Origin of the sequence: Flavobacterium pectinovorum, from assembly GCF_900142715.1 — a bacterium.
Lineage (GTDB): Bacteria > Bacteroidota > Bacteroidia > Flavobacteriales > Flavobacteriaceae > Flavobacterium > Flavobacterium pectinovorum.
On the sequence record NZ_FRBX01000001.1, the window covers coordinates 1,324,335 to 1,343,477 of the forward strand.

19 protein-coding genes and 1 pseudogene are annotated in these 19,143 nt (G+C 32.8%); 3 read left to right on the plus strand and 17 right to left on the minus strand.

Features of this window, described 5'->3' with window-relative positions; genetic code table 11:
• Positions 1-45: 45 nt before the first annotated feature.
• From BUE22_RS05695 to BUE22_RS05730, 8 genes are all read right to left on the minus strand, one after another.
• Positions 46-1,311 carry a sensor histidine kinase gene (locus BUE22_RS05695; protein ID WP_073394107.1) on the minus strand — a complete coding sequence of 422 codons (1,266 nt, stop codon included), beginning with the start codon at positions 1,309-1,311 and terminating at the stop codon, positions 46-48.
• Complete coding sequence (locus BUE22_RS05700; protein ID WP_042567096.1) at positions 1,301-1,981, minus strand: response regulator transcription factor; 681 nt, start codon at positions 1,979-1,981, stop codon at positions 1,301-1,303. Before BUE22_RS05700 ends, BUE22_RS05695 begins: the two co-directional genes overlap by 11 nt.
• Positions 1,982-2,049: 68 nt before the next feature.
• On the minus strand, positions 2,050-2,811 hold the full coding sequence (locus tag BUE22_RS05705) for a phosphatase PAP2 family protein (RefSeq protein ID WP_073394108.1): 762 nt from the start codon (positions 2,809-2,811) through the stop codon (positions 2,050-2,052).
• Positions 2,812-3,279: 468 nt separating this feature from the next.
• On the minus strand, positions 3,280-4,167 hold the full coding sequence (locus tag BUE22_RS05710) for an alpha/beta fold hydrolase (protein WP_084540215.1): 888 nt from the start codon (positions 4,165-4,167) through the stop codon (positions 3,280-3,282).
• 138 nt (positions 4,168-4,305) lie between these two features.
• A complete protein-coding gene (locus BUE22_RS05715) occupies positions 4,306-5,445 on the minus strand; it encodes a helix-turn-helix domain-containing protein (RefSeq protein ID WP_159438465.1) in 1,140 nt (379 codons plus the stop codon).
• 93 nt (positions 5,446-5,538) lie between these two features.
• The gene (locus tag BUE22_RS05720; protein ID WP_159438466.1) at positions 5,539-6,195 is read right to left on the minus strand and encodes a M23 family metallopeptidase; all 657 of its coding nucleotides are present in this window, start codon (positions 6,193-6,195) and stop codon (positions 5,539-5,541) included.
• A 47-nt stretch (positions 6,196-6,242) separates the two neighbouring features.
• Positions 6,243-6,935 (minus strand): hypothetical protein, encoded by a 693-nt coding sequence (locus tag BUE22_RS05725; RefSeq protein WP_124020515.1) that lies wholly within the window; start codon positions 6,933-6,935, stop codon positions 6,243-6,245.
• Positions 6,936-7,065: 130 nt separating this feature from the next.
• Positions 7,066-8,136 carry a helix-turn-helix domain-containing protein gene (locus BUE22_RS05730; protein ID WP_243396811.1) on the minus strand — a complete coding sequence of 357 codons (1,071 nt, stop codon included), beginning with the start codon at positions 8,134-8,136 and terminating at the stop codon, positions 7,066-7,068.
• Between the two features lie 638 nt (positions 8,137-8,774).
• On the opposite strand from BUE22_RS05730, the pseudogene BUE22_RS05735 reads away from it, so the two are divergent.
• Positions 8,775-8,978, plus strand: a pseudogene (locus BUE22_RS05735) (DDE-type integrase/transposase/recombinase); the annotation flags it as partial.
• A 289-nt stretch (positions 8,979-9,267) separates the two neighbouring features.
• On the opposite strand, the gene BUE22_RS05740 reads toward BUE22_RS05735, so the two are convergent.
• From BUE22_RS05740 to BUE22_RS05775, 8 genes are all read right to left on the minus strand, one after another.
• Positions 9,268-9,738 (minus strand): DUF1097 domain-containing protein, encoded by a 471-nt coding sequence (locus BUE22_RS05740; protein ID WP_073394113.1) that lies wholly within the window; start codon positions 9,736-9,738, stop codon positions 9,268-9,270.
• A 47-nt stretch (positions 9,739-9,785) separates the two neighbouring features.
• On the minus strand, positions 9,786-10,526 hold the full coding sequence (locus BUE22_RS05745; protein ID WP_073394285.1) for an SDR family oxidoreductase: 741 nt from the start codon (positions 10,524-10,526) through the stop codon (positions 9,786-9,788).
• Positions 10,527-10,672: 146 nt separating this feature from the next.
• A complete protein-coding gene (locus tag BUE22_RS05750; protein WP_243396812.1) occupies positions 10,673-11,068 on the minus strand; it encodes a hypothetical protein in 396 nt (131 codons plus the stop codon).
• Between the two features lie 13 nt (positions 11,069-11,081).
• The gene (locus tag BUE22_RS05755; protein WP_073394115.1) at positions 11,082-11,834 is read right to left on the minus strand and encodes an SDR family oxidoreductase; all 753 of its coding nucleotides are present in this window, start codon (positions 11,832-11,834) and stop codon (positions 11,082-11,084) included.
• 205 nt (positions 11,835-12,039) lie between these two features.
• Positions 12,040-12,966 carry an AraC family transcriptional regulator gene (locus BUE22_RS05760; protein ID WP_073394116.1) on the minus strand — a complete coding sequence of 309 codons (927 nt, stop codon included), beginning with the start codon at positions 12,964-12,966 and terminating at the stop codon, positions 12,040-12,042.
• A gap of 113 nt (positions 12,967-13,079) precedes the next feature.
• On the minus strand, positions 13,080-13,760 hold the full coding sequence (locus tag BUE22_RS05765; protein WP_073394286.1) for an NAD(P)H-binding protein: 681 nt from the start codon (positions 13,758-13,760) through the stop codon (positions 13,080-13,082).
• Positions 13,761-13,783: 23 nt separating this feature from the next.
• Positions 13,784-14,293, minus strand: a complete 510-nt coding sequence (locus tag BUE22_RS05770) for a dihydrofolate reductase family protein (protein WP_073394117.1) — start codon at positions 14,291-14,293, stop codon at positions 13,784-13,786.
• Positions 14,294-14,364: 71 nt separating this feature from the next.
• Positions 14,365-15,153: a helix-turn-helix domain-containing protein gene (locus BUE22_RS05775; protein WP_124020516.1), complete on the minus strand. Its 789-nt coding sequence runs from the start codon at positions 15,151-15,153 to the stop codon at positions 14,365-14,367.
• Between the two features lie 676 nt (positions 15,154-15,829).
• On the opposite strand from BUE22_RS05775, the gene BUE22_RS05780 reads away from it, so the two are divergent.
• Both BUE22_RS05780 and BUE22_RS05785 read left to right on the plus strand, forming a co-directional pair.
• Complete coding sequence (locus BUE22_RS05780; RefSeq protein WP_073394119.1) at positions 15,830-16,702, plus strand: helix-turn-helix domain-containing protein; 873 nt, start codon at positions 15,830-15,832, stop codon at positions 16,700-16,702.
• Positions 16,703-16,784: 82 nt separating this feature from the next.
• Positions 16,785-17,900 carry an FAD-dependent monooxygenase gene (locus tag BUE22_RS05785; RefSeq protein ID WP_073394120.1) on the plus strand — a complete coding sequence of 372 codons (1,116 nt, stop codon included), beginning with the start codon at positions 16,785-16,787 and terminating at the stop codon, positions 17,898-17,900.
• A 396-nt stretch (positions 17,901-18,296) separates the two neighbouring features.
• Here BUE22_RS05785 and BUE22_RS05790 read toward each other — a convergent pair whose 3' ends face one another.
• On the minus strand, positions 18,297-18,926 hold the full coding sequence (locus BUE22_RS05790) for a nitroreductase family protein (protein ID WP_073394121.1): 630 nt from the start codon (positions 18,924-18,926) through the stop codon (positions 18,297-18,299).
• Positions 18,927-19,143: the final 217 nt, after the last annotated feature.

Consider the following 19,143-nt stretch of genomic DNA (forward strand, 5'->3'; position numbering starts at 1 on the left):
AATAGTACAAAGCTCAAAAGTGATTCTGTAGGAAGTTTGAATTTTCTAAAAAATCACCTCAAAAGTATGTAGATTATCATTAAAAGAATAACGGATTTCCCACTGGTTAATTTCGCAGATTTTTTTGATAATTGCCAGTCCCAGCCCATTTCCCTGAGACGACGGATTTACTTTTGAAAAACGGTTAAAGATGCTCTGCGCTCCCAAAGGTGTTTCCTGACCGGTATTGACAAATTTGAGGGAATTGTTTTCTATGATAATATCTATTACACCATTTTTCACATTGTGGCGAATGGCATTCAGGAATAAATTATTAAGCAATACTTCTGTAAGGGCAGTATTTCCTTTTGTTCTTAGAATATTTTTAAAATGCGTATTGATTTTTACATTTTTGGCTTGTGCCTGTTCAATGAAGAAATCAAGATTTTTATCAATATATTCATTTAAAATAATGGTTTCCTGTTCCAGATAAATTTCATTATCAATTTTAGAAAGTAATAAAAGGTTTTTATTCAGTCTGTTTAATCTTGAAACATCCTTATTAAGAGATCCTACTAAGGCAGATTGTTCGCGGGTTAAGTCCAATTGCTGCAGCGTGTCAATTTTAGTCTGAAATAAAGCTAAAGGGGTCTGAAGTTCATGAGCTGCATTTTCCACAAATTCTCTTTGACTTTTATAAATAATAATGTTTTTTTCTATTAAGCGCTCCAGACTTTTATTAAGCCTGTCAAATTCATCAATATCTGTTGCAATAAATTGCGGCGAATTGTTTTTATCAATTTCAAACTCCTCAATCTGGCTCAGTGTATTATAGAAAGGTTTCCAGATTTGTGCAGCCGATTTTTTGGATATCCAGATAATCCCTGTCAGCAGGATAATGATGATAAAAAGGAACATGAACGCAACGCTAATGACCATTCCTTCCATTTCTACCAGATTACGCTTTTCTATATAAGTATACTTTTTTCCGTTTATTTCTACCGGGGCATAAAGTATGCGAAAAGGCTCTTTTTCATTGGCTATGGCTTCAAAAATCATCTCACCAACGATGGAATCTTTGGTTACGCCCATATCGGGCACAATAGTAACATTATGATTGTATTTGTTCCATGCCGCAATGTCAGCAGCTTTATAATTGCTATGGCTCTCATTTACAAAAGCCCCTTTATGGAAAAGCAGTACTTCATCTGTTTCATAAATGTAGAGCCATTGGCAGGTATAATAAAATACCGGCGCTGCTATTAAAAGTATAACAACAGCATAAATAAGAAAACTGTTGGTTGTTTTAAGAAGTAGTTTTTTATTGCTCATTTTCCCATTTGTATCCTAAGCCGTACACTGTTTTTATATAATCTCCGCTGCCGGCCTGAGTTAGTTTCTTTTTAAGATTTTTGATATGGGCATATATAAAATCATGATTGTCCAGCATATCTGCCATATCACCGGAAAGATGTTCTGCAATGGCAGATTTTGATAATACTTTATTTTCGTTGCCAATTAAAAACAAAAGTAAATCTAATTCTTTTTTGGTAAGATCCAGTTTTATATCATTTACAGCTACTGTTTTGGAGAAAATATCGACCGCAATTTCATTAAAGACAACACTATTGCTTCCTTTAAAATTTTTACGACGTATAAGCGCCTGCATGCGAACCAATAATTCAGCCAGATGAAAAGGTTTAGTCAAATAATCGTCAGCGCCCAGATTAAATCCCTCCAAACGCGTTTCAAGGTTTTCTTTTGCTGAGATAATAATTACCCCTTCGGTTTTATTTTTAGCTTTTAACTCTTTTAAAATATCAAAACCATCACCATCTGGCAGCATAAGATCCAATAAGATACAGTCGTAATCATAACTGTCTATTTTGGTGAGTGCCAAATTATAGTTTTCGGCGGTTTCGCATTGAATGCCGTTTGTTTTAAAGTAGTCTTTGATGCTTTGCGCAATTTCGCGCTCATCTTCAATAATAAGAATTTTCATGCTGCAATTTACAAATGAATTCTGAAGAAAAACTGAATAAAAGGGTTCTTAATTAAAATTTAATAATCCTAAAATGTTTTAAAATAGCAGATTGTAAAATTCTTACCATCGTATGAAGGGGCTATAAAAGATGTCGATTTATTTTGTTCACCATGAAATAATTTTCTTGAAATATAGGGATTCATCCAGTAGGCAATTTTGGTACTCAGAATTCCAATTCCTGCACCTGCAGCTACATCTGTAAGCCAGTGCCTGTTGTTGTACATTCGAAATATCCCAGTACCTGCAGCCACCGCATACCCTGCCACGCCGTACCATATGGATTTGTCTTTATATTCCTGATATAAAAATTCAGCGCCTGCAAAAGCGATAGCGGTATGACCAGAAGGAAATGAATTGTTGGAAGATCCATCCGGGCGTTCTACATTAGTAATCGACTTCAAAGCAAAAACAGTTCCCACGGTTATAATAGTTGAAGTCGCCAGAATTACAGATCGGTCCCGCATATTATTTTTTCCCTTGACCCCAAACGCATTAAGCGCATAAACAGAAACAGCAGGAACATATCTTGAAAAATCATCTATTGTAACCTTTTGATCAATGTCCTCTGTAAATTCGTCACGGATTTGAAAGTTGAAACTTTTTATCTGGCCGCTTTCAGCTCCCCAAAAACCATATCCTATTAAAACTCCCGGAATGATAAGCTGTTTGTAATTAAACCTGATATTTTTAACGGTATCATTTATTATAGAATCCGTTGGAGAGGCATTTTGCCCTAAAGTAGAGTAGGATAAAAACTGTAAAATAACAAGGATAATTATTTTTCTCATCAAATGATTGGTTTGTTGTTGCTAATATACATTGATCAGTCTTTATTAAAGGTATTATTATTTTTAAGTCAATACAAAATATAAGGTGGAAATTTAATTATAATATTACACGTAAGATTATTTCATTAAATAAGTATTGTTTACCCGAAAACATTAAAAAGAAAAGATCAGAATTAAAGTACTGCCAATAGTCTCTAACCGCAATCGCAGAGATTTTGGCAAATTGAAGTTTCATTTTTTACGAAGAAATTATGATTTTATTTTGGATGTCCCGTTGGGGATTGATAAAACTCATAAGATCGCTTCATGCTTCGAACTCAATTTGATAGTTATTTATTTATTTATTGTGTTTTCTGTTTTTAAAATCCCCTAGTGCCACGATTTTGCAATAAATATAACTGAGATATCTTTAAAAATCGCCTTTATGTTTTGTGGTAAAATTTGAGGCAACTCCAGTAATATGAGAAATTATTTAAATAACAATAGTTTAATATTCTCTAAAACTAGTTTAGGCTCGTCAAGTTGGATAAAATGTCCAGAATTTACTGTGGTAATATGTGTAAAATCAGTTACTCCAACCTTTAGAGATTGGTGGGCATCATACCATTGTTGTTTTGATGCGGCATCATTTTGGGCATCAATTTTCATACTTGTCAGTATAATGGTTGGAACATCAGGTAAATTAGGCAAAACTTCCATATATTTAAAATCTTCAATTAATTGCAGAGTTTCCAGTGCTATGCCTGAATTTGCGCCGTAAGTAATTTTATAATTATTATAAAATGTATTTAGTTCGTCTTGCGAAATATGATTTTTTTTTTCGTGAGAAGAATCAACGAATAATAATCCTGCAACTTTTGCAGGATTTTTTATTGCATAATCTCTAATAATCATTCCTCCTAGTGAATGACCTACAAGGACTACTTTTCTGCCTTTTGCAAATTGATCAATAACTGTTTCAAGCTCACTTCTTAATTTATTAATATCTCTGGGCTCAGTATTGAATTCTGATTTCCCATAACCGGCTCTATCGTATAGTAAAACGTCAGAATCTAAAAAATCAGCGATAGATAAAATCTCAGAAGATTTTCCGCTGCTGTACCAGGACGTGTGATCATTACCATGCCCGGATTCAAAAACAACCAGATATTTTGAGTTTTTAGCTACTGTATAGGCCATGAGTTTATGAGTTCCTAAATTCACTGTAGTTCCCGGATATTCGGCAGTACTATTTTTATCATCATCGGAACAAGAAGTAAAAATAAAAGCAGAAATAGTGAGTATAAAAGTACATAATAATGTAACGTTTGTGGTTTTGTTTGGATTTAATTTCCAGGATGCTTTTGTAAAAATCATGTGTGTATTTTTTAGTAAATAGAACACAAATATTGCTATAATTTAGCCATTATAGGTTCTGATTTATGAATCAGAACCTATTTAAAATAAGCTGCAAAGCCACTATCACAGAAAAATAATAATAATAGTGTAAAAGAGTTATATTAAAAGGTTAGATTTTTTAAATTCAGACGGGGTCTGATTGGTACTTTTCTTAAAAGTAGTATTAAAGACCGTTTTAGAATTGAATCCAACTTCAAAAGCAATTCCCATTAAACTTAAATACTGCATACCGGGATCCTGAATCATTTTTTTTGCTTCTTCGATTCTGTACCTATTGATAAATTGATAAAAATTTTCGTCACAGCCATTATTGATGACATAAGAAAGCAGATGAGATGAAATATCCAATTGAGAAGCTAATTTAAATAAACTCAATTCAGGATTCAAAAAAGGTTTTTCATTGTCCATTATGTAAATTAGAGCAGATTTTATTTCTTGTAAATCCTTATCAGAGATCAGTTTTTTGGGCTTGCCTTCTAAGTCAGAACTCTCAGAAATAATGGTGTCTATTTGCTCTTTTTCCTGTTTATTAAGTGGATAATATTTTTTTTGTTTTAAAGAAAAATAGGAAATATAAAAAATCCCGAAAAGATAGATAGCACTAGCGATAATGTCAAAAAAAGCATAGATTTTTGCTAGTTTAAAAACATTATCAATTAACCACACCCCAGTTATGATTAATACACAAACTACTACTTTTTGTAGCCATTTTAAATTGGTTTCCGATGTGTCTGAAGTGTACAGAAGTAAATTCTTTTGATAAACTGTGATTTCTCTATAAGCAGCAATACAATAAACGGCAACTTGACAAGAGAAGACTAAATTAAAAACAGTAATAATTATAGCGGCATTTTCTTTATCCTCTGCTCTAGGAGGATCTTTTATCTCTATTAGGAGCGAGATTGAAAGCAGTACTAAAATTATAAAAGCAAATGCAAAATGAAAATGATCTCTTATTTGCCATTTTCTATTAGGCGTAATAAAATAAATTACACTAAAATAGAAAACCGGAGCTACAATAAAATCTACTATACCCAAGAAATCATTTGTAATCCTTCTTATTTTTAGAAACTCCGTTTTTTCTAACAGATCATTAAACTGAATAAGGAAAATGCATAAAATAAAAAAAACAAACCATCGATTAACTTTACTGTTTGTCTGATTGATATTTGTAAAGATTAAAAATGCCAGCAGTAAAGTAGTTCCTGCAACAAAAAAGCTCATTAGTTGGTCCATATAAAGCATTTTTTAGCCTAGTATTAGGTTTCGATTGTTTTTCTAAAAAGGATAAAATTACTAAATAAATGCAGATTCTAAAATTATCATTTTTTAATTTTTCCTCACTATCTGGGAAGTAATTGGCTCTCCTCTCTCTGTAAAAACATCGTCGGCATAGTAGTTTTGAAATTGCATAGGGAGACCAACACCAGTTGTAAGAGATGAAGTTGTCTGCAGATGATAATGCAGATGCGGCCCTGTAGAATAACCGCTGTTTCCAGCCAGACCAACCTGCTGGCCTCTCTCTACCGTATCTCCGACCGCTACTATTATAGAATTCTTTTTTAAATGAAGCATAAAGGAAAACTCCCCATTCAAATGATCAATAATAATATAATTCCCTAACGATTGCTTACTGTTTTTAATTCCGGGAACATTATCCTCAATTGCGTTTTCCATCGCTATTATCTTTCCGTCTCCAGGCGCATTCAAACGTTTCCCAAAACAATAATAATCTTCATTTTTGGTTCCGTCTCCTGTATTCCCTCTTCTGTTTATTATATGAACAATGTCCAGTGCATATCTCTGGTGCCGGTTAGGCATAAAATGATGATTTAATTCTAGAGATTTCCCTCCTGCGACTATATACCAGTCATCTTCAAAAGGCAATTCTAATACTGTTTTTGTCTTGTAATTTAAATAGATGTCTTCATCATATTTTCCTTCATCACCCATAAGCATGTCTGCACAGGAGGTAAATAAAACCATAAAGATAATTGCAAAAAAGCATCCCAAAGATTTAATTTGTTTCATAATTAAAATTTATAGTTAATACCCAGATTTAATTGATGCTGCAGTTCTCTGTATGCACTTGGCACCTGAAGCCTCGCATAATTAAAATTATAGACTGCTTTTACATCAAAATGATTAGAAAGCTTATAACCATACTCCAATTCCCATAAAACACTTTGATAGTTGTCTATGGTATAAAACTTACCTTCTGCGTTAGTAACTCTAAGTAACACTACAGGAAGAGTTAATTTTGATGATAAATATTGTTTTTTACTAGATTGGTATCTAAATCTAACCGTTATTCCAAATTCCTGATGTAGCGTATAATAATCCTCATTATTAAAAGAAGAAGTGTTTGGATTTTTATAAATAGAAGTAGTGGTCTGTGATTGAAGTCCTCCATATATAACAAATCGATCTTTATCATAAATCTTTTTGAGATAAGAAAAACCCAACCCGACTTTCGCAAAATCATTATTGAGATTGGAAAGTTTATCGGTTTTTAGTTCAGATGAAAGATAATCCATCTTAATTTCAAATAGATTTTCTTTTTTACTAGTATGTGTGTAATTTAATTTAGACACCGAGCCTTCATACTCATACATTGACACTGGCGCAAACTCGAGGTTTTTCAAATAGCCAAAATTATAGCCTGTCGAAAATTCCAGCTGGTTCTTTTTTTCGGTAGTTTGTGCCTGGACCGAGACTGCAGACAAAATCGCAGTCGTAAAAATGAGTCGATTTAATTTCATATAAATTGCAATGATTAAGTTGATTATGATGGCAAACCTAAATGAAATAAAAACCGATAAAGTCCAAATATCTTAAGACTGGAGAAATCCGAACTTATTTATTGGTATTCCGAAAACTGTTTGGTGTCATACCTGTAGATTTTTTGAAGGCATTGTGAAATGTTGTCTTCGAAGTGAATCCAGATTCTAATCCTATTGCCAGTAAGCTGTAGTTTTCATAGTCTGAATCCAGAATCATTTCTTTCACGGCTTCGACCCGATAGTTATTTATATAATTGGCAAAGTTATCACCCGTAATCATATTAATGAGTTGCGAAACATATCCTGCACTTATTCCGAGCTGTTCTGCTACTTTTTCTCTGTTTAGATTGCTATCTTTATAAATTTGATGCTCTTCGCAAAGTATTTCCAGCCTCTTAAAATAAGGGTTTTCTTTTGTAAAGAGATCTAAACCATTTGTATCATTTCCTTTTTTAAGGATTACTTCTTCGACAGATATTTCATCTTCTGACAAAGTCTTTTTATTTAACAGTTCTTCTATTCCTACTTTATTGTCGGCCAGCCTGTATCTAAACACACCATAATAAGCTGTACAATGAATTAAAAATGTAGCAAACAATGCCAGAATCTGCATAACATACGAAAGATCATATTCAAAAAGCAAGCCTGTCAGAATAGCCACCATCCAGGAAAGCATTAATACATAAACCAAAAACCATAAAAAAGTGATCCATTTCTTTTCCTGTTTATCTTTTGAAAATTTAATAAATCCGAAGGTATAAACAGCCATAAAGGGCATAAATACCAGAACAAGATAAAAATCAAAACTTCCAATAGTTTCTAAAATGCTTTTAAGAAAATGCGGAATTGTAAAAATATGCGCTACAGCATCGCAGTCATAAAAAACATTTGTAATGGCTGAATATAGAAACGGTGCATACAACCATCGAATCTTTTTCGAATTTCTGATAGGATGATTCAACTGATGTACAACAAACATAAAAATTAAAACAGGAAAGAGAAATGCCCATTCGACATCATCAAGAAAATGCAGAAAAGGTATACTGCTGTAAAGATCAATTATTTCAAAGACGAGGTTAGCAATAAGAATGGAAAGCGTAAATATTGCATAGGCCAAATATTTATTGGCTTTGCTTTTGAACAATGGTGATTTTAAGATTATTGCTCCTAAAACTATTCCTTGAAAAATTGCTGTGTTAAAAAATATTGTAAAGATCAATCTATATAGCTGTTGTTTTAATATACTGATGCCATAATGCTTTCAGTACAAAATTATTTTTAGTCTATTGCCTACATTTTATTCCACGAAACTATACTTAATTCATTTCATTTTATGTTAAAGGAAATACAATTAAAACTAAATAAAAAAACAATTAATAAGATCCGGAATTACAAATTATGAAGTCGCGATTCTTTCATTATTTTAGTTATGGAAAAACCAATTTTTTGATTCAATCGAGCAACCGTTTATATTTGAAAAAATGAGAGCAGGAAATTCAAATAATTATGAAATATTAAATCATTTAAAAATGAGATTTCATTTTCTGAAATTGAACAGTAACTAGAAAAAAGTAGGATATTATAAAGTTATAGTTTCTCTTAATTCTTAGTGTTCGAATCCTGTTAAGTTATCGAACGATAAATCACTATTTGTGTTATTTTTCATATAAATATATACACTGATGCAGTTGACTCTTAGTATTATTTTAGAGAAAGAAATAAAGGCAAAAAATGATTCAAAGTTATCGTATTTAGTAGAAGGGGTAAAAAAAATGGAGCCAATTGTCAGCGATCAAAGTCTATAACAAGCGTTCGTTTTCAAAGATTAAAATTCGACGGTGTAAATATCTCAACAATATTGTAGAACAGGACCATCGATTTGAAAAATGGAGAATACAAAACGGGTTAGGCTTTAAAAGCTTTGAATCGGCCAGACAAACATTGAGTGGAATTGAAGTTATGCATATGCTTAGAAAGAATCAGATGGTCAAACCAGGGATATCTATGTTTAAATCAATCTACAAATTTTCGGGCTAAATTTTAGATTACTTAAATTCTTATATTTGATTCTGACAGATGCGACAGAACCCCAATAATATATCATACATCAAATTTTGTAAAACTATGCTTTAAAAATTAATTCTGTCATTTGATGTTAACAATAAATGGTCAATTCTACTGATTTTTATAAAAAAAAGATGGCGTCATTTTTCTTTGGTTGACGCCATCTTTTACTCATCGAGTATTATAATTGAATAAGAAATAAAGATCTTACTTAATGTTCAGAAGCAGATTGAATTTTATGTACAGCAGTATCATTTAGAAGGGCAAATATGAATCCAAAGATTAGTGGTACTGCTAATTCTAAAAGTGGCAAAAGTTCAATTTTAGGGTGAATACCAAAAAACACGATAAGTCCAAGAAACCAAGCAGGGATAGTACTTAAGCTTTTTATTTTTGAAATGTATGCCAATGAACCAATGAAAATAAATATGGATAAAGGCAGGCCAAATGCACCAAGATAGCCACCAAAAAACATTCCGGTTAATTGGATCATAGCGCCCATTACAATTCCTAAAATAATTTGAATAAAAGCAAAGATTGAGTTTTTGATATTTCTGCCAAAAATGTAATAACTCACCCAGGCAATAAACATAACCCAAGTTGGCCATTGTGCCGCGAACGATATGGAAACAGCAACTGCTCCAAAAAGGCCAAAAATGATGGCGGTCTGAAAAGTTTTCATGAGTATTTATATTTTTAATTGATTAAACTAATTAGTATGTCTGGGAGTTATGCCATTCCGCCATTAACTCCAATGTTTTGAGCTGTAATCCATTTAGCATCGTCGCTGGCTAAAAAAGCAACTGTCTGTGCAATATCTTCCGGTTCTCCAAGGCGATTAAAAGCAGAAAGTGAGGCCAATCTATCTATAACTTCCTGTGGTTTTCCGTTTGTAAAGAGCTCTGTATTTGTTGGACCGGGAGAGATAGAGTTAATGTTGATTCCTCTTGCGCCAACTTCTTTAGCCATTACTCGGGTTAATTGTTCTACAGCAGCTTTTGTAGCGACATAAGTGCTGTATGTAGGCAACATGATTCTATTTACAGAAGTAGAAAAATTGATAATACTTCCATTATCCGCCAATCTTGTGGCAGCTTCTCTAAGGGTGTTGAAAGTTCCTCTTACATTGATATCAAATTGTCTTGTAAAATCTTCGTCTGTTGTGTCTTTTACCAATTTTGTAATCATAATACCGGCATTGTTTACCAATACATCAATTTTACCGTAATGAGAAATGGCTAAGTCAAACATTGCTTTTACTTCGTTTGATTTACTAACGTCTGCCTGAACAGCAATAGCATCGCCTCCGGCATTTTTAATTGCATTCACAGTTTCTTCTGCAGCTTGCAGGCTACCGGAATAATTAACGATAATTTTTGCGCCTCTTTCGGCTAAATTTTTAGCTACTGCTGCACCAATTCCTCTGGAAGCTCCTGTTACCAGAATTACTTTGTCGTTTAAATTTTTCATAATTATCTTTTTTAATTTATTATTTGTTGTTTTAATCTGTTGATACAAAGATTGCTATTCTTTTATTTTTAAAAATGCAAATCCTAAAGGATTGCGTATACATTTTAAAGATTGCTTCTACGGTTTATTCTAAAAAAAAGAAAACCTTAATAATTTGCCTGTCCTATATCTAGTCTTGTAATTGTTCCCTCTTTATTGATTTGAAATTTGAAATAAGTTTTAAAATTACCCCACACATCACTATGAAATTTTCCGTAAATGTCAAGTGAATTATTCTCTGTTTTGTCGATCGAAGTAAATTGTTCATGTCCTAATGCTCTTCCAAAAAAACTTTTAAAATTCTTTTTATTCCCATCATCATACAGTTGAGCATCTTCAGTAAATAATGAAAACCATGTAATTTCATCGGCATTTTGCAAAGCCTCAATGGCTTTTTTTACCGTTTGATTTTTTATTTTATCTAAATTCACTTTCTCTAATTTATTTGAGGCATGCCCGCAGGTGAGGCAAGTAAAAAGCAGCCCCATTATTAATGTTTTCATAGACGGTTTGATTTTAGTTTGTAGCCCCACCATTTACCAATAAGTGTTGTCCGCTTACAAAAGAAGATAAATCACTTGCAAAAAATTCAGCCACATTTGCTACATCTTCCACTTCTGCCAATCGTCTCATCGGGCAGCTGTCTAACAGTTGTTTTCTTAGTTCCGGATAGCTGTCTGCTTCTGCAAATATTCCAGAGTGATCTACAGCAAATGGGATAATTGAATTCACGGTTACACCTCTGTGTCCTATTTCCTTAGATAAAATATCGACTAAATATCTTGGTGTAGTTTTACTTCCTCCGTAAACAGCCATTCCGGGAACAGGGAAAGAAGTAGTACTCGAAGCGATGTAAATAATTCTGCCGTTATCTTCAACATGTTTCGCAGCCTGCTGAAGCGTAAAATAAGTTCCTTTAGTATTAATAGAAAATACTTTATCAAATTGTTCTTCTGTAAATTCAGTAACAGGAACTTCTACCATTTCGATTCCTGCATTGGCCACTACAATATCAATTTTTCCAAATGCTGCTTTTGCCTCTGCAAACAATCTTTCCAAATCGGCCACTTTGCTCACATCAGCCTGAACAGCAATTGCTTTTACCCCCATTGCTTTAATAGTACTTAAAACCGCATCTGCCGAAGTTTTGTCTTTGGAATAATTAATTACGATGTCTGCACCCATTGCTGCATATCTTTCTGCAATTGCTTTTCCTAATCCTCTAACCGAACCTGTAATTACCGCTACTTTGTTGTTTAATTTTTTCATAATTTTAATTTTTTAAATGATTTTAAAATGTTGTTTTAATTTGACAGGACAAATGTATGGCGGTGGTAAGCGTTGAATATTGTAAGAAATAAAGCATTGTATGCAAATTTTAAATATTTAAAATTTGCAGCTGAAGTTTTTCCAGAAATGGCTTGGGTATTAATAAAAAAGCCTGCAAAATTTGAATTTGCAGGCGTGATAATTTTTAGCGAGTGGTTTGTTCCTTTCGATAGAGTACAGGAGAGGAATTGGTATGTTTTTTAAAATAATTGCTAAAATGTGCCGCTTCTGAAAAACCTAGCAAGAAAGCAATTTCTTTAATTGAGATTGTTGAATTTTGTAATAAAGATTTGGCTTCCGATATTGTTTTATCGGCAATCCAAGTGGCGATAGGTTTTCCTGTTTTGCTTTTTATTACCGTGCTCAAATAATTGGGATGCAGATTTTGGACGTTGGCATAATCCTGCACTCTAAAAACAGTCTGAGTTTTACCGCTGCTTAAATCGCGATAATGCTGTTCTAATGTGCGCTTAAAATCTTTTACAATCTGTGAGGATCGATTACCTTCATATATAGGATTATAATCTTCCCAAAAATATTCCTTTATCTTTATTAATAACACCACAAACAAGCTGCCTATTATTTTGTATTTGTATCTGGAATTGTTTAAATATTCCTTATGAATTTGAAGATAGAGTTGTTCAATTTGCTGATAAAACACTGCATTCAATATTTTAGGCTGTACCGTTTCGGTCAATAAAAACGAAAACTCATTAAAAACATTCTGATGTACATTTTCTTTCAGAAATGTTTCATCAAAACAAATTAGATAAATTTCATCAATTGTGTTCCATTCAAAGGTTCTGTAATTACTTGGGTTTGTAAAATAAATAGATCCGGGTTCTGTCAGGAAAGTTTGATTGTCAATGGTGTATTGTCCGGAACCTTTTTTTACAAATAGAAATGAAAAATAGTTGGGTCGAAATGGAGGCGATTTATAAGGGAGCTCAAAACCGACATCGTTTAAATTAACTACAGCGAAGCCGGCTTTAGGGTCAAGCATATCTACCGATACACCTAATTCGATGTACAAATCATATAATGATCTCGTGGCGGTATCTTTTTCACTCATTGTAGATTGGAATGGATTAATACAAATCTACTAAATTTGAGCTTTAAGAAATTATGTGATTCATTTTATTTCATTTAGAAAATTAAGTTAGAGAAAAAGTTTATTATTATTTTTTATACCAGTGTAATTTGTTCTTTAGAATTGGAGTAAATTTTCATCTCTTTCCAATTATAAATCTTAATTTTTTCTGTCTGATTTAAAGAAGCATTATTCATTGCTTTTGCAATTTCTTTTCCGTCGATTTCTTTGTAATCAGTCTGTCGGCCAATAAAAACAGGATGAATAAGTTTCCATATTTTCATTCCGATTTTTTCGAACGGACGTTTATCTTTTCGATTTCCAACAATCATTGTAGGTCTGAAAATATGGGTGAATTCGAAATCTAATGCAATAATGTCTCTTTCTGTTTCTCCTTTTGTTTTTACATACTTGAATTTTGAATTTGGATTTGCTCCGGCTGCTGTTACCAGAAAAACAGATTTTGCTCCATTTTTTTTCAATATTTTTGCTGCTATAACAGGATAATCATGATCAATTTGATAAAATTCAACTGAGTTTTGTTTGCTGTTTTGAATGGCACCAAGCGCAATAAAAACAATATCCGCACTAATTTTTTCAATTAGCCCAGGCATAGAATTAAAGTCTCCTAGTAAAATTCTCAACTTAGGGTGGGTAGTATTTAATGGTTTCCTTACAACAATAGTTACTTCTTCGTAAATTGGATTGTCTAATAATTCCAAAAGTAATTCAGAACCAACAAAGCCACTAGCTCCAAATAATATCGCTTTTTTCATTTTATTGTTTTCTAAAATTGACATTATTTTGTTGTAAAGTGAAGTTGAAGAATATTTTGTGCAATTAGTTTGTTTTCTTTTACTTCAAGAATTTTATCAGCGGGGATTTGACTAACAAGAAGTGCTCCCGATACTGTTAAAATTGGAAGATAGGTAATGTAAAATTCGTCTGCATGACCTTCTTTAAGAAAAGATTGATAGGTATAGGTACCCCCAGCAACAAATATTTTTGAATATCCTTTTGTTTTATAAAATTCCATAACCGCATCTATATTCTTTAAAACGGTTACCCCTTCGAGTTCTTCTTTGCAATTTGCCGAAAGTACTGCGATTTCTACTCCTTTAAAGGCTTCAAGAGCATTAGGGTTACTGGAAAAGAGGCGGTATGTATTTAATCCGATCACCATATTTCCTGTTTGGTGCGCTAAACCTATACAGTCCTGAAATAACTCGACTGGTATTTGATAATTGCCTTCGCTTGTCAGTAAAATTAGTCCGTTAGCTGAAACGGCTACATAAATAATTGTTTTCATTGGTTATATATTTTTAAGCAAAATTACTTCGCATTAAAAACATAAAATTGTACACAATGGACATTGAAAAATTAAATGGAACACAGCGGGCCAAAATATTTAGCTCTTAAACCGGATAGTTTTTTAAATTCTCTTGCAAAATGAGCCTGATCGTAATAACCAGATTGATAGCCAACATCTGTTAACGAAGGAGTGGTTTCTTTTATAATCAATTGCCTGGCTAATTCAAATCGGGCTAAACGCCTGTAGGTTTGAATGTTAACTCCTATTATCTGTTTAAACATTCGGGATAAATGACGATAGCTTATCTCTGTTCCTAATGCTATTTTATATTCAGGATCTGCTTGAATAGTTGCTGCAAGTTTTGCAAAACAAGAAATTTGTTCAGTAGTATTATTAAGTAAACCGGTAAAAAAAGTATCTAGTAAATTTTGTCCTTCTTTTGTGTCTTTTGTCAGCTGAAGCGCTGTGGCAAGTGAGTCAACAGACTCTCCAAATACATCTTTTGCATCAATAATACTATTAGTCAGAAAAGAAGTCTGTGTAGTATTTAAAATAGAGAAAACGGCAGGACAACAATGAACTATAATAGTATCAATATCATTTTCATCAGGTTGTATTGTATGAATACTATCATGTAATCCTACTATAGCAACAATAGGGCTTAATTTGTTATTTAATTTTGTTTTTTTGAAATTAAATATAAGTGAAGCATTAGCACTTGGCCATAAATTTTTTTGCAGTATTTTTTCACTTGAAGAAGAAAAATGAATGTATTGATGAATGTAGAGCAGCAGTACATCTCTTTCCGGGGTATTTATTTCATAGTGATATTGCATTGTACTTTCTGATTCTTTCACAAGATTTATGGACAACTGGTAATTTGATATTTAAGGTAAGGCTTTAGGAAGATAGAATTTCCAAAAAGAATAACAAATTTACGAATTTATCTTGCGATATAACCATAATTAATAAACAGAAGATTTATTGCGATGTAAAAAAATGGAATAAATAGAATTTGAATTTGATCGTAAGTAGTTTCCCATGAGTTTTAGGGATTGTGAATATTTTTGGTTTTAAAACTTTACTATTTTAAGAGTTTCATAAGATTACAGAAAGGTCAAATAGCAAGAAAAACGCATAAAAAAATCCCATTTCATAAGAAATGGGATTTTAATTTTGTGACCTCGACTGGACAAATTTCTATAAATTTTATGGATGATTTGAAGAAATTGGCTTACTACTGGTAGGGCATGACTTTCAGCGGCTTGAGCAATTTGGTTTGGATGTCCTGTTGGGGATTGATGTAAATATTGATTTGACTGCAAGAAAAAGTTATAATAATCTATTTTAAAGTAGAACAAACTTCCTTCACTTTATGTGGCAAATTTGAAGGCCACTCCATTTGCGATTTGCCACGATTTTTGCCACAAAAATAAAATCGTTTAGAATTTAAATCTTAACAAACTTAAATGCTTTTTTATAAATCAATATTTTTGACGTAGTTTTATACCGTGATTTGTCTAATCCTTTCGCATGCGAAAAAATAAAAATAAGATACCTGTTAATACTATGGATAATACCTTCAGGTTAGGTATTTCAATTGATAAAAACAGTATTAAAAAGTCTGATTTTAAAACTTCGAATCAGGAAGAAGAGGCAACTCAGGCGCATCGGGATGAAGGATACACATTTCATATCCTTGAACAAGGCGAGGTTACAATTGAAATCGATTTTCAAACCTATTGTATTTCGTCTCCGGCAGTAGTATACCTTCATCCAGATCAGGTACATAAAATGCTGGATATTGATGATATTATTGTGTGTACAATGTCTATTAGCAATGCAAACCTAAATGAAGGATACCTAAAGATATTAGAAGATCTTAGCCCGACCGCTCCATTATCCTTAAGCCGCGAAGATTCCTTAACCATATCGAGCATCTTTTTGCTTTGTCTTAAGTTTTACAGACAAAAGGAGAGTAAAATGTATTTTCCACTATTAAAAGACAGTTGTAATACATTGATTGGTTTTTTACTATCACAATTTTTAATTATAAAAAAGTTAGAAGATAATTTTTCAAGATTTGATAAAGTGGCCAAAACTTTCAGAAAATTGCTTGAAAAAAATTACTGTACTTTAAAACGTCCTGGTGAATATGCTGCTCTACTGCACATTTCTACATCTTATCTAAACGAGTGTGTAAAAGAAAGTACCGGCTATTCTGTTTCTTACCTTATTCAGGACAGAATCATTTTAGAAGCGAAACGTCTTCTTTATCATACTGATAAATCTGTAAAAGAAATTGCCTTCGAACTTGGATATTCTGATTATCCTTATTTCACGCGTTTATTTTCTAAAGTAACAGGAATTTCGGCAATAACATTCAGAAGAAAAAACCACGATTAGTCCAATCCTTACTTTGTTTAACCATTTTTTGTACGCAGTAAATCGATGAGCTTTGCAGTGTAAATATTAATTAACAAAGGAAATGGAACTAAATAAAAAAGTGCTGATATCAGGAGCAAGTTTTGCTGGGTTAACTACTGCTTACTGGATGAATAAATTTGGTTACAAGGTAACTATTGTAGAACTTGGTGATGCGCTTAAAAAAGGCGGAACACCTGTTGATATAAAGGATCAGACAGTGGAGATTGTAAAACGAATGGGACTTTTTGAAGAGATAAAGAAGCGCAGAATTGGTCCTGAAAAGTGGGAGTTTAAAAATGCCAATGATCAAACAGGCTACAGGTTGATATTAAGGCAGCCAGGAGAAGAATTGCCCGATGATGAATTTGAAATCGAAAGGGATTCATTACTAAGCATGATGTATGAGCAGATAAAAACAAATGTAGAAATCCTATTCAATAACAGTATTGATGCAATACATGAAACTCAGGATCATATCGAAGTATCTTTTAAAGATGGCTCTACAAATCAGTATATTTATGTCTTTGGATGTGATGGAATACATTCTGCCGTCAGGAAAATTTGGTTTGGACAAGAATCTGAATATGCTCACTATTTAGGGCAGTATTTTTCTATTGCCGTGGTCGATAAACTATTGGTTGAGAATGGCACGTATCAAATGTATGCGGAGCCAAATAAAGGTGCGGCGCTTTATGCCCACAATAACAAGACTGATGTGATTTTTACTTTTAGGTCTGAAAACGAGATTGCGTATGATTTTCGAAATCAGAAAGAGATCAAAGAAATTGTATCGAACCAAATGAAAGGTATGGGCTGGCGATCTGATGAACTTCAATCGGAATTATTGAATTCCAACGCATTTTACTTCGATAAATTCTGCCAGATAAAAATGCCGTCCTGGACAAAAGGCAGAGTTGCTTTGGTCGGTGATGCAGGATACTGTGCTTCCCCAGCTGCAGGAATGGGCGGCTCATTGGCAATAATAGGAGCAACTGCTTTGGCTGACGCATTTGCTCTATGCCAAAATGATTATCAACAGGCGTTTGATACATATAACAAAAATCTCAGATCATTTATAGAAGAGGTACAGGCAGATGCTGTGCAGACTTTAGATAAATTATTACCCCGCAGTGAAGAGGAAGTAATGACCATGTGGAAAGATGGGATTTCATTTTAAAAATCAATCTTAAGCAATCGAAAACAATCTCGGAGACTATAAACATAATTTCAGCTATATTCGTTGTGTTCGAATCTTGCTAAGTTATCACATAATAAATTTAAATTTATCTAATTTTTCATGTAAATATGTATTCTTTTGCAATTTGCTTCTTTATTTTTAGCACGATTCTAAAATAGAAAATAAAAGCAAAAATGATTCAAAGTTATTTTATTTAATAGTATGAATAAAAAAATGGCGTCAATTGTCTTCAATTGACGCCATTTGGCTGTGGTGACCTCTACGATACAAATTCCAAAACATTTTATGGAAGATTTGAAGAGATTGGCTTATTGGAAGTAGAGGCTGTCTTTACATGTCTTCAATATTTTGATTTAGATGTCCTGTTGGGGATTATTAATAAACTTTAGTTATCATTTCATCTATAGGTAAACGAACTTTTTTCATAGCTGCCATATAGTCTTTTTCCGAATCCCGATATCCTAAAGCGAGGATAACGGTAGAATGCAGCCCTTTTTCTTTTAAACCCAAAACGGCATCGATAGTCGCGGCATTAAATCCTTCGATAGGAGTGGCGTCCACTCTCAATTCTGCCGCAGCAATAAGTGCAGTTCCTAGTGCAATATAAGCCTGTTTGGCTGCCCAAAGAGCTTTTTGTTCTGCGTTAATAGCGCTGAAATAGGAATGCAGTCCATTTCTAAATCCTGATAAGGCACCAGCATCAAGACCTCTTTGTTTCTCTGTCATTGCCATGTAATCGTCAATGTAAGTCGAAGACATGTCAGTGAATGCCGCAAAAACCAGCAAATGAGAGCAAGAGCTAATCTGTCCATTATACGAATCAGCACCTAATTTCTTTTGGATTTCCGGGTTGCTTACAACAAAAACACGATAAGATTGCAGACCACAAGAAGATGCTGAAAGATTTATAGCCTCTAAGATCTGATCGATCTTCTCTTCTGTTACTTTAATGTTATTGTAAGCTTTTGTGGCGTAGCGCCATTTCAAATTTTCTATCAAATTCATTGCTATGTCTGTCTTAAATTTTGGCAAATATAAATTTATTTGTTTTGTTTTTCGAGGCTTGAATTGCTATGGGAAACTTCAAATCAGTCATATCCTAGTTCTCTAAAGAATAATTATCTGTTTTCCTTTGTTATTATATTTATAAAAAGATTAATAATCTTCAAAATAGTGTTAAAAAAGAATAATTATCTGATTTTTTTTGTTTTGTAAAATATTA

Excerpts from the sequence above, each read along its gene's own strand:
- BUE22_RS05720 (WP_159438466.1), bottom strand. The coding sequence starts at position 6,195 with ATGGTTTTATTTACCTCCTGTGCAGACATGCTTATGGGTGATGAAGGA.
- BUE22_RS05710 (WP_084540215.1), bottom strand. The coding sequence starts at position 4,167 with ATGATTTTTACAAAAGCATCCTGGAAATTAAATCCAAACAAAACCACA.
- BUE22_RS05695 (WP_073394107.1), bottom strand. The coding sequence starts at position 1,311 with ATGAGCAATAAAAAACTACTTCTTAAAACAACCAACAGTTTTCTTATT.
- BUE22_RS05760 (WP_073394116.1), bottom strand. The coding sequence starts at position 12,966 with ATGAGTGAAAAAGATACCGCCACGAGATCATTATATGATTTGTACATC.
- BUE22_RS05700 (WP_042567096.1), bottom strand. The coding sequence starts at position 1,981 with ATGAAAATTCTTATTATTGAAGATGAGCGCGAAATTGCGCAAAGCATC.
- BUE22_RS05705 (WP_073394108.1), bottom strand. The coding sequence starts at position 2,811 with ATGAGAAAAATAATTATCCTTGTTATTTTACAGTTTTTATCCTACTCT.
- BUE22_RS05755 (WP_073394115.1), bottom strand. The coding sequence starts at position 11,834 with ATGAAAAAATTAAACAACAAAGTAGCGGTAATTACAGGTTCGGTTAGA.
- BUE22_RS05770 (WP_073394117.1), bottom strand. The coding sequence starts at position 14,293 with ATGAAAACAATTATTTATGTAGCCGTTTCAGCTAACGGACTAATTTTA.
- BUE22_RS05780 (WP_073394119.1), top strand. The coding sequence starts at position 15,830 with ATGCGAAAAAATAAAAATAAGATACCTGTTAATACTATGGATAATACC.
- BUE22_RS05790 (WP_073394121.1), bottom strand. The coding sequence starts at position 18,926 with ATGAATTTGATAGAAAATTTGAAATGGCGCTACGCCACAAAAGCTTAC.
- BUE22_RS05765 (WP_073394286.1), bottom strand. The coding sequence starts at position 13,760 with ATGAAAAAAGCGATATTATTTGGAGCTAGTGGCTTTGTTGGTTCTGAA.
- BUE22_RS05740 (WP_073394113.1), bottom strand. The coding sequence starts at position 9,738 with ATGAAAACTTTTCAGACCGCCATCATTTTTGGCCTTTTTGGAGCAGTT.
- BUE22_RS05745 (WP_073394285.1), bottom strand. The coding sequence starts at position 10,526 with ATGAAAAATTTAAACGACAAAGTAATTCTGGTAACAGGAGCTTCCAGA.
- BUE22_RS05715 (WP_159438465.1), bottom strand. The coding sequence starts at position 5,445 with ATGGACCAACTAATGAGCTTTTTTGTTGCAGGAACTACTTTACTGCTG.
- BUE22_RS05785 (WP_073394120.1), top strand. The coding sequence starts at position 16,785 with ATGGAACTAAATAAAAAAGTGCTGATATCAGGAGCAAGTTTTGCTGGG.
- BUE22_RS05750 (WP_243396812.1), bottom strand. The coding sequence starts at position 11,068 with ATGAAAACATTAATAATGGGGCTGCTTTTTACTTGCCTCACCTGCGGG.